Annotated in this window: 11 protein-coding genes; 5 read left to right on the top strand and 6 right to left on the bottom strand. The window is 42.4% G+C overall.

The window, feature by feature from the left end; translation table 11 throughout:
* Positions 1–628: phage major capsid protein (locus Q0668_RS19245; RefSeq protein WP_298867613.1), on the bottom strand; the 628-nt coding region annotated here is incomplete at its 3' end.
* A 111-nt stretch (positions 629–739) separates the two neighbouring features.
* Positions 740–1,768 carry a hypothetical protein gene (locus tag Q0668_RS19240; protein WP_298867611.1) on the bottom strand — a complete coding sequence of 343 codons (1,029 nt, stop codon included), beginning with the start codon at positions 1,766–1,768 and terminating at the stop codon, positions 740–742.
* Positions 1,769–2,834: 1,066 nt separating this feature from the next.
* On the opposite strand from Q0668_RS19240, the gene Q0668_RS25975 reads away from it, so the two are divergent.
* Complete coding sequence (locus Q0668_RS25975; RefSeq protein WP_366918964.1) at positions 2,835–2,909, top strand: hypothetical protein; 75 nt, start codon at positions 2,835–2,837, stop codon at positions 2,907–2,909.
* 546 nt (positions 2,910–3,455) lie between these two features.
* On the opposite strand, the gene Q0668_RS19230 is transcribed toward Q0668_RS25975, so the two are convergent.
* The 3 genes from Q0668_RS19230 to Q0668_RS19220 all read right to left on the bottom strand — a co-directional run bounded on the left by Q0668_RS19230 (position 3,456) and on the right by Q0668_RS19220 (position 8,145).
* Positions 3,456–4,757, bottom strand: coding sequence for a PLP-dependent aminotransferase family protein (locus tag Q0668_RS19230; protein WP_298867607.1), 1,302 nt, complete (start codon positions 4,755–4,757; stop codon positions 3,456–3,458).
* A gap of 170 nt (positions 4,758–4,927) precedes the next feature.
* On the bottom strand, positions 4,928–6,385 hold the full coding sequence (locus Q0668_RS19225; protein ID WP_298867605.1) for a phage portal protein: 1,458 nt from the start codon (positions 6,383–6,385) through the stop codon (positions 4,928–4,930).
* A 62-nt stretch (positions 6,386–6,447) separates the two neighbouring features.
* A complete protein-coding gene (locus Q0668_RS19220; RefSeq protein ID WP_298867603.1) occupies positions 6,448–8,145 on the bottom strand; it encodes a hypothetical protein in 1,698 nt (565 codons plus the stop codon).
* 276 nt (positions 8,146–8,421) lie between these two features.
* On the opposite strand from Q0668_RS19220, the gene Q0668_RS19215 reads away from it, so the two are divergent.
* Positions 8,422–9,285 carry an alpha/beta hydrolase gene (locus tag Q0668_RS19215; RefSeq protein ID WP_298867601.1) on the top strand — a complete coding sequence of 288 codons (864 nt, stop codon included), beginning with the start codon at positions 8,422–8,424 and terminating at the stop codon, positions 9,283–9,285.
* 21 nt (positions 9,286–9,306) lie between these two features.
* Here Q0668_RS19215 and asnS read toward each other — a convergent pair whose 3' ends face one another.
* Positions 9,307–10,698, bottom strand: coding sequence for an asparagine--tRNA ligase (gene asnS, locus Q0668_RS19210; RefSeq protein ID WP_366918963.1), 1,392 nt, complete (start codon positions 10,696–10,698; stop codon positions 9,307–9,309).
* A 393-nt stretch (positions 10,699–11,091) separates the two neighbouring features.
* On the opposite strand from asnS, the gene Q0668_RS19205 reads away from it, so the two are divergent.
* The 3 genes from Q0668_RS19205 to Q0668_RS19195 all read left to right on the top strand — a co-directional run.
* Positions 11,092–12,198, top strand: coding sequence for a type II secretion system F family protein (locus tag Q0668_RS19205; protein WP_298867597.1), 1,107 nt, complete (start codon positions 11,092–11,094; stop codon positions 12,196–12,198).
* Positions 12,198–13,454 (top strand): type II secretion system F family protein, encoded by a 1,257-nt coding sequence (locus Q0668_RS19200; RefSeq protein WP_298867594.1) that lies wholly within the window; start codon positions 12,198–12,200, stop codon positions 13,452–13,454. Before Q0668_RS19205 ends, Q0668_RS19200 begins: the two co-directional genes overlap by 1 nt.
* 208 nt (positions 13,455–13,662) lie before the next feature.
* A partial coding sequence (locus Q0668_RS19195; protein ID WP_298867592.1) for a hypothetical protein occupies positions 13,663–14,092 on the top strand: 430 nt, incomplete at its 3' end.

The raw sequence follows: 14,092 nt of genomic DNA, 5'->3' as shown, positions 1-14,092 counted from the left end.
TTCCGGGCTTAATGGCGATACCGCTAGATTTCATTTCCGGACACCCTGCTAGCTTAGGCGTATTACCCGTAAGTGGGTCGCCTTCTCCTACCCAATAGGCGCGCAGTCCGCCAGCGCGTGATCCATCAGCACGACTCGTTTCAGAATCAGTCGGGAAAGTCATGTTATTTCCCGCAACTTGGTAGTGATCCGTCCTGCTGACAATATCGTTTTGATAAATACGGGTTAGGATTTCCTGATGGAATTCAGGCAAAACGGCGATTCCACCATCGGCTCCCACAATTTCTGACATACCTTGAATCGCTTTACACATTCCCCAGGACTTCTTTGTCTTGGCGATGACTTCACTGCGATCTTTAAATCCACACCGAATGAATTCTCCAAACGAATGAAATTCTGAATATGGTTTATAGCCAACTGGTAAAGTTCGAAACTTATTTGAATGGGATTTATTCAATTCCACTCGAGCGGTTCCCTTCTCTTCTGCTTGCCAGTAACTGGAGAGTCGGCCCTGACTATCTTGATGCACCCCACTCATGTCAGGGCTGTTTAACAGATCTACACTTTGGGTCAAATTTTCAATATTTGATGAGAGAGACTTTACTTTTTCTTCGAGTGTTTCAGACATTAAATATGTCCTTTCTTCTAACTGTTTTTTATGTTTCATTAAATCAACATTTTATCCAGAGATACTGCATGTAAATCACAAGCACTTTATTCTTCGTTGTGCTGTTTCCATTCAGGCAGGCAGTAGATCAGATATTTTTTGTTTTAGTTCTACGACTGCTTGTGAAAGTTCTTCAACATTTCTCTCTAACGTCTTTTCATCATAGGAAAGCTGCCTATGACGATTAGGACTAATCTGCTTTAAGATTTCAGTTAATAATTGACGCTGATGAACTGTCAAATTTCCTGACTGCGACAATTTTTTTAAGCGACCATAATAATCTGACTTTAGCAGTTGACGAATCATTTCGGACTCCAGACAAGCTGTTGAAGACCGTGTAATTGAATCATTCTCATGCAGATTTTTTTCTTCAAGCTCGATGGAAATATTGAGGTGAGAATAACTGTCTCTATATAAGTCAGCTAAAGTGGCTTGTTCCTTTTCCAGAGAGAGCAGGAATGTATTTAAAAACGATTTAATCCGCTCGTTTTCCAATGCAAGAGATGTGGAAACAACCTGTGTAGTCAATTCTTTGATAGAAGACTGAATGAACTTCAATATCTGCGCCCCTAAAGGCACACTTTGTGTTTTCCGGTTTGTGAGTTCAGAAACAGGGGTGTTCGTTATATTTGTCTTATTTCTTATCTCCTGCAGACTTGATTTTGATCGACTCACATTTTTTTGTTTATCTGAATTAACAGGTTCGATTGCCACACAATCTTTATCCTCGGGCTGAATAATTATCTTGCCAGCTACCTGAGGCAGGTCGACATTTTCTTTATTACTTTTTTCTTGCAACAGTCTTTTTGTGGAACTTGTCCAGCCGGGTATCGCATGTTTCTTTGAAGGAAGAACCGATTTGAGTGATTTCAAAAGTGGCTCCGCAATATTGCGGCCTTCGATTGTTCCTCTATCAATGGTTCTTGCTATGGCATCCGGGTTTACGCCCAATGCACCCCAAGACCACTCAATCAGTTCCCATTCCTCAAGTATGATTCCTACACCATTATTCGATGTTTTTCTTGTGGAAGATTTGATGGGAACTGCTCGAACTGATGTTGCCCTTACCAGCCCCTCCGCAATGAGATGAAAAATCTGCATCGACTCCAAAGATTTATCTGTAAAGTAAGAGGTCGCTAAGATCTGACTCTCTTCGACTTCTAATGCCAGATTGCCATCTGGATGTTGACACTTGGCAATGGGGCGGGTGATTTCACCTAAACCGTGTTCCCAAAGTACAACAGGATTCTTACTGAAATTTTCGAGATGTACGCCCTTGGGGACTATAATGTCACCTTCACGGTCTTCCCCTGGAGTATTAATGATGGCACGTGCGGACATTAATTGTGCATCGATCATGGGCTGTGATTGACACGCCAAAGAGAGATCTGATGATCTGCCTGCGATGCGGCAGAATGTTCCAAATTTTTTGTGCCGATTCTTGAGGATGACCTGCAAGGAATTTTTAGCTTTTTTTGTTTTCACATTTTGCCTCGGAAAGAAACAGTTCATGTTTGCGACGAGGCTGTGTTTTAAGGTTCGGCACCTATGGGTCAAGATGGTTGAAAATAAATTTTACTTTTTTAGAGCCTGAAGTACTTCCAAATATTCATCGTTTTCTATCCGGAAGTCCTGGCTTGAAGAAAACGATTCTTGAGGTTTTCTCATTGACTGGTATCTTCTTGATACCCGTCAAGAGAACAGAAAACAGGATCACTCATTCTGAATTAGAACAAGACCCTACTCAGTTTCAAGGAGGAAAAAGCAGGCAAGCCTTTTGGTGACAAGACAAATTTCATTATCGCTTGAAATATTAATGGCGACAAATCATAAGCGATCGCTAAAGAATCGAGCTTGGCACAGAGAACTGTTTGGGCTGCGTGTCTGCTCAGGCCGCTTTCCGATATGATCCGGACTCTTCCGCAGAATGTAATCTCTTGTCATCCGCTTCTGGCGATTCCAAATTTGAGTCACTTTTATTCTCGGAGGAGATCCGGTTTGAATAAATGATATCAATAAACTCTGGAAAGCTATTCCATTCTCCTGGATTCTGGTTCCAAATCGCAGCAATTTTCTTGAAAAATGTCATTTCATATTGCGCGATAACCAAACTCTGGATCGTATCATTTGGTTCTAAATCGGATGCAGTCCACTGCCTCGGACATAAATCGTAAGCCGGTTCGCCATCTCGTCCATTACTGGGAATCTCATAGAGAACGGCCAGTTCGTTGGAATCGTTTAATTTTGCAGGAAAGCTCCGACAGGTATGAGGTCGGCTTCCGTAAATACTGCAACGACCCAATCCCTTGGGGTGCTCTTCATCTGGTAAACATTCGGTCAAAAAGCGACACTTTGTTGTTCCAGGAAATGACAGACTGGGTATGTGCTTTAAGCAAATCACGAAGGGAACTGATGGTGTATTTCAAAAAAGAAATGCGGAGCCATATTGCGGGAAATTAAGCCCTCTGAATCCTCCCAGCGACAGGCAAAATCCCAAAATGGTTTTTCCTCGTCATGTGTGAAACGATGAATGTCCGCCCCAGAAATGGGAACAGCAAATGATCGGCAACATCCAGAATGGCAGGAATCACAAATGCCCATTAGACTTCTTGCTTTTAGAGGAAATCCTGTCTTTTTTGCTTAGAGATGCAAAAGGATTTTGATTTCAATGAAGAAACGGCCAAACCCTGTCTGCCTTATCGTCACAATCGTTAAACTCCCTTAAGCCGATTCCTAAAATCGTAATCTTTGTGCAGTGATCCAATTCGTCTTATAGTCTTAAGCTATTTCATATGAACGACTTGACAGCATTTGCTAACCTTTTCATTCCCTCCTGAATGCCTTCAAGGTTTTGAACTCCAAATGTCAGTCGCATATGATTTTTTTGCACGGGAGATTGTTCTGTACTGCTAAGACCTTGATCGACTGCGTAACATAATTCTCCAGGAACATACATCACTTTTTCTTCATGTATCGCTGTTTGAAATAAGGGGCTCGAAAACCCCGTTTCGATAGTCTCTGGCAATGTCATCCATACATATAAGCCTCCATTGGGATGAACCCAATGGACGCCCGGTAATTTTGAAAAGTGGAGATCAGCGGCTTGCAACATACAGTCCCGTTTTTCTCGGTACACTGCTCTTAAATTTTCAACATGGTCATAGTACCAGTTTTGGCGCAATGCTGTTGCAAGAATGTGTTGGCTCATATTCGTTGAACCAAAGTCATCGTTTCCTTTTTTATCTTGAATCGCAGCACAGACTTCCACTGGGGCAACACCAAAGCCCACTCTTAATCCTGGAGAAAAGCTCTTAGAAAATGTTTGTGTCAGAATCACAGTCTCGCCTGTCGAGTCAAAGCTTTTAATACTCGGAACAACAGGTCCATCGTAGCAAAGCTCACGATACGCCAGATCTTCCAGTATGAGAATCCGTTGTTGCTTAGACCAGTTTTGTGCTATTTGTATAACTTGCTGACGTCGATCCTGAGCAAGAGAGAGGCCGGAGGGGTTTTCATAATCGCTTACGAGGTAGATCAATTTGACTCTGTTTAATTGCCCCTGCGACTCCAACATCGCGAGAGTCGCTTCAAGAGAATCCATGCGCATTCCCGATTCATCCGTTTCGACCGAGATGATTCGCGCGCCTAAACCCTGTAAGACTCCGAGAAATACAAAATAAGTCGGAGCTGCTACCAGGCAGATATCTTCCGGATCGAGTAGAACTTCGCCCAGCAATGACAGATACTGTTGAGAGCCAGTGGTTACGATGATGTTATCTTCTGTAATCCCTAATGCTTCAGCAGATTTTTGTTCCAGAGTTTCTAAATGCGATAACAGCAGTGACCTAAGCGGTAATGAACCAGCCGTTGTGCCATACTGTAAAGCTTCTTTTGCAGACTTTTGATTTAAAAACAAATGCTCAAAAGATTTTTTTGTGATCTCGACGGGCAGGCTGTTCTGATCAACTAACCCGGCGGCTAACGAAAGAACATCCGGATTTTCCACACCTTGTTGCATCAAAAAACTGATTGGTAAATCGTGACTCCATGATCTTTTTTTACTGAAGTGGATTTTGTTGTTATCAGACATTACGCTTATACTCTTTCAACCCATGAATAGAACAGATCTCGAATACGACAAACTAATCATACGGTCGGTGTCAAATAAAGCATAGTTAGTGATACATCAAATTTCCTACTAACGCGTGTCAGGCCTGTTCTCTTATAGACTATTCTTAAAATGCTGAATGAAAAGATTAGTTATTGAATTGAGTGCCTGCCAAATCGATACTGAGAATCCGACTTTGCTCCATTAACAATACTTTTTCCTGCAGGTAAAACGGGATGAGTTGAATCATTGCTTTCCTGTTCCTGAAGTGAAGGCTGTTCTTTACTGTTTTGATTCACTATGAGATCTCCTCCCTGCTTCGGGCCTAAAGGTGGTAATCCCCGAATTGCCCGTAACTCGTCTACTTTGATAATCTGTGCACGTATATCTGTCGCTAATCGTTTTTCCAATATATCAGGATCATCTATGTGAGTTGCTTCAATTTCTATCGTCAAGTTTTTCCCAAACTGTGGGGCTAAATGTTCGGTATCATCTTCCGCCAATAAATCTAAAATGGGCTGTACTGTAAGAGAAATGAACTGCTTTAAACTCGCATAAAAAGCAGCGTAGCTTCCACCGTCTGAAATTCCAGCGGCTATTCCCGGGACACCATGCAAAGCAAGAATAGCATCTCTGAATTGAACAAATGACTGATTATAGTCCATGTCTCTGGGAGTGGTCGTCAGTGAGACAACCTGTTCTCCTGTTGTAAAGATGGCCTTACCGGTATTTTCAGTGCCACCATATTTCTGTTCAAACATGGCAGCCGCTGTTTCGAGTTCCTCTCGCGTTGGGTTCATATCTTTGCCACATGTGACCACAATGGAAGGATCAGCTCCATTATTCATCTGAGCCCAACGAGCTGCATCGATTTGATTTGCGGAGTCGATCCATTTGGCACCCGCGCTCACAGGAGACTGGCCATCATCCTTGTAAACAGGGTGTGGCCAGCGCGTAATTTGTAATTGAGTAATGGGAATGATTTTCCCGGCGACCTGATGAAAAGTGCCCGTCTCAGTAAACGCACTACTGAATCCAGCTTGAAAGTTGCGTAACGAGGTCGGCTGTATTTTATAACCTCCTTCTGGCAAATCACTTGTAGGAGAGACTGGTGTGGCAATCGTTGTTGGGATGACATATCGCTGAACAGTTTTACCGAATTTATTGGGCACATTCCAGACAATACAGGTGCCTGTCAACTGAAGTTGTAACACACGCTCATAACGGAAAGAGGCCCCTGATTGTGACGGATTTGGATGCTTTAAGATCTTACATAACTGATGGTCGTTGGAAAGGGGAACTGACGCACCATTTTCTCCTGCATATAGACTTTTTGCCTGAACGTATCCGGAGTGTTCCTGGATACGTTGATTCAATCTTTTTTGTTTTGATGCGTTTACTGAATCGTTATAGACAAACACAGATGCCTGCATTGCCTGAAGACAAATTGCTCGAACTGCAACAAACGTCCAACCCGTAAATTGTTCGGCTTCCTGGCGGTGATCGCTACTCCAAGATCCAGGTTGGCCTGACCCAAGAGCCGTTCGAAGTGCGACTGCAAATTGATGAGTTTTAAAACGAGTGGCAATTTTCTTAAAGGGGTTCCACATAGTAGATCATTCCTGTTTATGAATCGATTATTTTGATTGACTAAATCATTTACTTTGCTCATTTATGCGACAATCAGGTGTCGGCGCTGCTGATCTCGTAATGCACACAAGCAATAAACGACTGCATCAGCCCGATCCGGTGATCGTCCCAAAAGTTCCCGAATGGTTTTTCCCGTATAGTTTTCATCGGTACCACGTCGACCTTTGGGAGTTATGTAGTACTTTTCTCCGTCATGGCCTGAATAGATTTTTGCCGGAGCTACCAACTCGGCACGTAGTCTTTCGTTATCGGGCAACCCGAAGGGTATCATGCGAAAGTCCCCCGCCGGGTCAAGTCTTCTTCCAGCTTCACCATAAAGCTCTGCCCGTTTATTTGCATATTTTTGCGAGTCTAGATCACTGGTTGCATTGCCATGAACTTCAATCACATGCACATTCATTTTTTTCAATGGATCACCTACCGCATTGCCATATCCGCCTCCCCAGTCAATGGCGATCGGCACATTGCCTTGTTTCAAATTTATTCCGTAAGCAAGTGCTGTCTCCAAGACCCACGACATCGTTTGCTGTGTATCAGAGAATTGACATTCGTGAATGGCACGAATACCATAGCGGCCTCCCACAGCCAGTACAGAGCTATCGCCGTATCTGGATGCTGCCACATCGAGCCCAAAACCCTCTACAGGCAAGATCTGATCTAAATATTTTAAAGCGATATTGTGCTTCCCTGCGTTAGCACGTCTCCACAATTGGTTCCACCGATTCCAAAATTTGACAGGTTTGACCAGCCAACTCGGTAAAATGATCTGTTTCGCTGGATCCTGATCAGGAAACTTACCTAGCGCATAAACATTTCGAATCAGCGGATCGGAGTCGTTTAATAACGCCATAAATTCATCGTAACAGGTTTGTCCTGGAATAATCGGTTGGCATTGACTGAAATGTTCTTTGAGAATGGGAGCACCGTGTGAATAAAACGTACCAGCGATTTTAAAGCCACCCAGGGGCGCCACTGGTTGTTCGAGACATTTTTCTTTCACATTCGTACATTCCCATCCACTGACAGTAATGCAGCGTGTTTTACCATATTGATCAATAATCGTTTGTGTTTTATCCGGATCTTCTATTGGAAAGGCATCTCGAAATGCACCCGCTAATGTAGAAGGGTTTGAAAGTGCCAAAAATTTTTTTGCCTGAGTATTTGCCAGCTTGTATTTATCTTCAAGGTTTGGTGCTGTCGCCTCATCAAACCAAAAAAGGACATGGGAGGAATGAGCGCCTCGAAATCCTTCAATATGCTGTGGATTTGCCAGAGAAATAGAATGTTGTTTGTTATCATATACACCGGATGTAAGAAGTTTTCCCGGCGGTTTATGGGACATATGGCGCCACCATTTATCAACTTCACCAAAGGCAATTTTTTGTGCCATTTTCATGGAATCACGCGTAATGATTATTTTGGCGTCATTCCAGATATGATAGTAAGTACAACAGGCGATTCCTGCTGCAGCTCCTTTTCCGCAGCCTGTATTTCCTTTTACAAAGACGCGTCGAATGGTGGGATTGAACAGTGACTCAATGATGTCCCACTGCCAGTCATCTAATTTCACTGTCGGCCATTGCAATTTGACAAAAGGACGAATCTTTCCAGAGCGAGCCTGACCAATGGCTGCATTTAGCTCAGTCTCCCGAGTTGAATGAAAACGGTCTCTGTTTTCCTGTTCAATTCTAATGAGCGAGTTATTCTTAAAGTGATTCAAAATCATCACCATTTCTGTCTTTTATTGATTCAAGTGCAAATCGCTTTTGAAATTCCTGAATCAAAAAGACAAATTACGATCGCTCTGCGAAATAGGTCTTTCTGGCTTGGCAACTACTCAGATTTTTAAATTTCAGTTCAAAATTGTTGCGATTGGCATCTGCCGGTCAAGACTAACTTTCCTGATAGGTCTGGGTTAGACCGTTGTGAACACAAATGTAAATCGATTAGAATCGTAAGACATAAAAGTTCATTATCATATTGCCGGGGATCAACCATGAAATCTCTCTTCATTGCAACCTTGCTTGCTTCCATTTTTTTACCAGTCTGTTCATTGAGTGCTGACGAAAATGTGAAAATTACTCCTGATGTTGTTTATGGGCATAAATATGGAATGGCTCTTACCTTTGATGTTTATCGTCCCCAGGAAAAGCCTAATGGGGCAGGTGTTTTATTTATGGTAAGTGGTGGCTGGCATTCGAGATGGACTGATCCCAAAAACATGCTGAGCAGGTTTCAACCGTTACTCGATGAAGGGTTTACCGTATTTTCGGTAAGGCATGGAAGCAGTCCCAAATTCGTCATTCCAGAGGTTGTGAATGACGTTCGCCGCAGTGTGAGATTTATTCGCCTGCATGCCAAAGATTATGGCGTGAATCCCGAGCAATTAGGTGTCTGGGGAGGTAGCGCCGGTGGTCATTTATCGTTAGTTCTGGGGACGACTTCAGATAAAGGAAACCCAAAAGCCAAAGAGGCTGTTTTACAAAACAGTAATCGCGTTGCTGCCGTCGTTGCTTATTATCCACCGACGGACATAAGAGAATTTGTTGATGAAAAATCCCCTTATTACCATAACTATCCTGCTCTACAATTTGATGCTGACCTCGCTGATGATTTTTCCCCGGTGTTACATGTCACCCCGGACGATCCCCCAACGTTACTCATTCATGGAGATCAGGATAAGCTCGTTCCAATTAGTCACAGCGAAAAGATCATGAAGCAATTTCAAGATCATAAAGTTCAAGCAGAGCTTTTAGTCATTAAAGACGCGGCGCACGGATTTAAAGGTGAAGATAATACCCGTGCGAGTCAAGCCGTTGTCAGATGGTTTAAACAACACCTGCTAAAAAAACAGAAGTAGTTCGCTGTCGCTGACAGGCAATTAAAACTCCGCGTTTTTAGGAGTTCGGGGAAATGGTATGCAGTCTCGAATATTTGTCATTGAAGTGATTAACTGAATCAGACGTTCAAACCCCAGGCCAAACCCTGAATGGGGAACCGTCCCATATTTTCGTAAATCGGTGTACCACCAATATTCGTCCGGATTTAAGCCTCCCTCTTTCATCCGATCAACGAGGACATCATACCGCTCTTCTCGCTGACTTCCACCAATTATCTCACCTACACCTGGCACAAGCACGTCCATAGCACAGACAGTTTTACCATCGTCATTGCATCGCATATAAAATGGCTTGATCGTTCTGGGATAGCCATAAACGATCACCGGTTGTTTAAAATGCTCTTCTGTCAAAAAACGTTCGTGTTCTGATTGCATATCACTTCCCCACTCAATGGGAAAATCAAATTTCTTTCCACTGGCTTTTATGATCTTAATCGCCTCGGTATAAGAAATACGGATGAATTCGTTATCGGTAATATTTCTCAGTGTTTCGAGAGTCGTCTTATCAATTCGTTTATTAAAGAATTCCATGTCTTCGGAACAGTTCTCAAGAACATCGCCCACTACAGTCCTCACGAAACTTTCTGCCAAAGCCATATTATCTTCCAGATCGTAGAACGGCATTTCAGGTTCAACCATCCAGAATTCTGCCAGATGGCGGGATGTGTTTGAATTCTCTGCGCGAAATGTGGGACCGAATGTATAACATTCTCCAATAGATGTTGCAAAAATCTCTGCCTCTAATTGTCCACTTACAGTTAATGATGCAGGCTTTCCAAAAAAGTCTTGTGAAAAATCGATTTCTGTCTGCACCTGAGCGAGGCGTTTTAAGTCGAGAGTTGTGACCTGAAACATCTCGCCTGCCCCTTCACAATCACTGGTTGTGATAATCGGGGTTTGAATATAGACGAATCCCCGGGACTGGAAAAAACGGTGAATCGAAGTCGCAGCCTCGTTACGAACACGGGTAATTGCTCCAAAGGTGTTCGTGCGCGGACGTAAATGCGCTATTTCTCTTAGAAACTCAAAGCTATGTCGTTTTTTCTGTAAGGGATATGTTTCCGGGTCTGCAGTCCCGTAAACATGAAATGATTCAGCATGTAATTCGATACGTTGATTTTTCCCCGGCGATTCATGCACTTTTCCATTGATGGCAACACTCGCGCCAGTTGTGACATCTTTGATCATCGCTTCATAGTCAGGAACACTTTGATCAATGACAACCTGTAAATTGGCCATACAACTGCCATCGTTTAATTCAACAAAGGAAAAACCACTTTTAGAATCACGACGAGTTCGTACCCAGCCACAAACCTTAATTGTTTCGCCCGACTGAGACGCTGATAATGCAGATTTTATTTTAGTTCGAATCATACGAGCAGAGCTTTCCTGTTTTGAAATCGAATTTGTCTCATAAAGGTTTCCTTTTTTAGTATGCCATCCTGAATCTGTAAACTGTAATCCTGCCGACATCCTGAGAGTCCGTAAATGAAAGCCCTCTGATCGACAGGAACAAATACATGGTCAGATTCTTAAAAAACTGTCTATTTTAGATCTTTATAAACAAAAATGCTGATGAAACGTGTTCTATTTTGAGGCTGGTATGAGAAAATTCGACAGCCATTTAGTAATACTTGTCTCTATTGAGAGGGCATCTGCCTTATAACGTTCAAATTTTTCTTGATCTGTGGCGGTAATACTTTCTCTCTATTACAATGAACACAAGGCCACTTCACCAAGTAGATCACCTGCGAGTTTTGAAGCATCATGGTTAATTTTGACAAACCCTCAATTCAGAAATTATCTGCAGAAAATCTGACAGATCTGAATGAAGAACTCTCTTCCATGGTTCGCGCAGGAATCCCTTTAGATGAAGGTCTGCGAAATGCAGCCAAGCATTTGAGAAAGGATTCACGCAATTTTACAGAACAACTCATATTAAGAATTGAACAAGGTTCCACGTTAGAAGAAGCACTCGACTTAGAGTCGAAAAAATTACCAGTCGCTTATACATCACTGGTTAAGTCGGGACTGCGCATGGGACGCCTTCCGGAAGCGCTGCAAGCATACACATCCTTTTCCCGTTCTCGAATGGAGCTACGCCAGGAAATTGGTAATGCGTTGTTATATCCTGCTCTTGTCTTGATTATGGCATTTATCCTCTCGCTTTTTGTTTGCTTCATCATCTTTCCTGAACTGCTTGACCTTCAAGATATGTTCAATCTAGAACGAACCTCTTTGATGCAGTCTGTTTATAATGTGCTCGAATTTTATCAGAACTGGTACTTTTTGATTCCATTGTTTTTTTTACTTTTGGTCATTAGCTGGAAAGTCAGTCGTTCCTCGTTTCTTATTCCTCGAGAACAACATGAATCATTATCTGGTAAATTTTTCTTAACGATTGCTTACGGGTGGATCCCTGGATATCGAACATTATTTCGAGAAATGAATTATTCCACTTTTGCAGAAATGGCTGGGATGCTGCTTTCCTATGATGTGCCTCTTCATGAGTCACTCACACTAGCTGCCGAATCAACGGGCAACACGAACCTCATTGCCGATTCCAGATCTCTCTCATCACAGTTAGAAAAAGGGGTTTCGCTGCAAGAGGGTATGAAATCCTGCAAGCAATTTCCGACTTTTATAAAAACGATGATGATGGAAAAAACTCATCAAAATTATCTCACAAATATTATGTCTGAAATTGCGAGGGTCTATCGGATACGAGTTTTGAATCGTCTCGATTGGATCAAAAAAATCATCCCTGTTGGATTATTGGTTTTCGTTGCAGGAGGTATTACCGCCTGTTACGCAATCATCATATTCCTGCCGTTTGTTGAAATTCTAAAAATGTTAGGGAGTCCCAGTTTATAATGAATCGGTATTCCTATCTTTGCATTGACGATGAAGGGCAGGAAAAAGAAGGCTTCCTGCAAGCGGTGAGTGATGAATCCGCGCGTATTCAACTGATGAAACAGGGACTAAAAATTATTCGCGTTGATTTATGTGGAACCGATGACTCTATGACATCGGAAGCGGCTTTGGAAATAACGGATTTTTCCGGAGATCAACTCTCAAAGTTTGGAAAAGCCGCCTGGAACTCCGAGTCAGAATATCTCGACATCGCATCTCAAAGTTCTCACTTTAAAATTTGCGGAGTACCACTTTCTGCGAGCCTGCGCACTTTAGCAGAAGAAACAACGTCAAAAAAACTTTCCCGTGCATTTAAAAAGATTGCCGTTGAACTGGAAGAAGGCAAAACGGCCGAAGAGAGCTTTAAACAAAACTTAAATGACGTTCCAGAAAACCTTGTCTCCCTGATCAAAGCTGGGTCGCAAACAGGAAAACTGGATTCTATCATTGAAGATTACATCGACAGTCAGAGACTTCTGGCCCAGTCACGTCATAAAATTATGCTTTCTCTCTTTTATACGAGCGTTCTGTTCTTTGGATCCTTTCTCATTTTTTACTTTCTTATGGTAAATATTGTTGGCAATTTCAAAAAACTCTTATCTGACTTTGGAACAGAGCTCCCTGGTTTAACATTATTGGTGATCAGTCTCTCTGATCTCATGTCCCTATATGGACTCCGCATCATATTCTGGCTGATAGTCATTTCTTCAGGAATCTGGTTCAGCTTTGATCTCTTCAAAATGCGAGGGACACGCAGACGCCTGCTTAATTCGATACCTGTCTTTGGAAGAATCTTAAATTATACGTCAATTGCTCAATTTTGCCGCATGCTGGCTACATTGATTGAAGCCCAGATTAAATTACCGGAAGCTCTCGAACTAGCGGCCCAGATTACCAGAGACCCGAATCTCATCGAGGGTTGTGATCTATTGAAAAAACGGATCCAGAACGGTCTCAATCTCACCGAGGTCGCGAAAGAAACACGCCATTTTTCAAAAAATTTCGCACATATCTTCCGATGGCAAGATCGCCCGGAGCTATTTGTCGATTCACTGCGTGCCAGCAGCAATATTTTTCAAGCAAAAGCAAACATGAAAACAGGCTCTCTCGTTTTCGCACTTCAACCTCTGGTGTTAGCAGGAATTGTGTTAATCATCGGCATACCTGTCATCGCACTCTTTATGCCTTTAATCAAATTATTGAACGATCTCTCGTAAGTTATCTTGTCGGAAAGCTATTTGATCCGTGGAAGTATTTGGATTTATATTTTGTTTGGCCTTTTTTGTTAATTTTCCGATTACGGGCATCTCTTCCATTATGCTCGCTCGACGAATTAATCATTTTGGGCATCAGGGTGTGAACCCCTTCATTAAATCCATATGGATTTTCTATACTCTGTTCATGGTTGCCTGCAGTGGAATTCTGATGGTTATCTGCGTTCTAATCGTGCTGAACAATGATCATTCCCTTTCAGGGTCACTGTTTCTGATTCTGCCAATCATGCTCTTTTTCCCCATCCCCATTATTCTGGAACTCTATTGCTATCAAGCAACAAAATACCTGAATCAAGGCGAACAGTATGAGTTACCTGAATCACTACGAACCCTGACATTGAAAATACAAACTTTAGGTTGGATCTCACTGGGAATACCACTCCTGTTATTTGCTCCGGTAATCATCTTTGCACCTGTGCTGTTCGTCGCCTCTCTCTCACCCATCTTCTCGATGATATTACTCAGTCTTTTATTTTTCGCTATTGTATTCGTAACCTCATTTCTCAATATCAGCTTTGTAAACAAACGGGGAAACGAATCGGAATTACTTTGGTTACTGGCAGTCTGCGTCGAAAAAAATA

This window comes from uncultured Gimesia sp., from assembly GCF_937910335.1.
GTDB lineage: Bacteria > Planctomycetota > Planctomycetia > Planctomycetales > Planctomycetaceae > Gimesia.
The sequence above is the reverse complement of the archived record's forward strand: the minus strand, read 5'-3'. Positions and strand labels throughout refer to the sequence as shown.

What these genes read in the sequence shown, in the direction of transcription:
- Q0668_RS19230 (WP_298867607.1), bottom strand. Translation starts at nt 4,757, where the DNA reads ATGTCTGATAACAACAAAATCCACTTCAGTAAAAAAAGATCATGGAGT.
- Q0668_RS19215 (WP_298867601.1), top strand. Translation starts at nt 8,422, where the DNA reads ATGAAATCTCTCTTCATTGCAACCTTGCTTGCTTCCATTTTTTTACCA.
- Q0668_RS19200 (WP_298867594.1), top strand. Translation starts at nt 12,198, where the DNA reads ATGAATCGGTATTCCTATCTTTGCATTGACGATGAAGGGCAGGAAAAA.
- Q0668_RS19205 (WP_298867597.1), top strand. Translation starts at nt 11,092, where the DNA reads ATGGTTAATTTTGACAAACCCTCAATTCAGAAATTATCTGCAGAAAAT.
- Q0668_RS19240 (WP_298867611.1), bottom strand. Translation starts at nt 1,768, where the DNA reads ATGCAGATTTTTCATCTCATTGCGGAGGGGCTGGTAAGGGCAACATCA.
- Q0668_RS19225 (WP_298867605.1), bottom strand. Translation starts at nt 6,385, where the DNA reads ATGTGGAACCCCTTTAAGAAAATTGCCACTCGTTTTAAAACTCATCAA.
- asnS (WP_366918963.1), bottom strand. Translation starts at nt 10,698, where the DNA reads ATGATTCGAACTAAAATAAAATCTGCATTATCAGCGTCTCAGTCGGGC.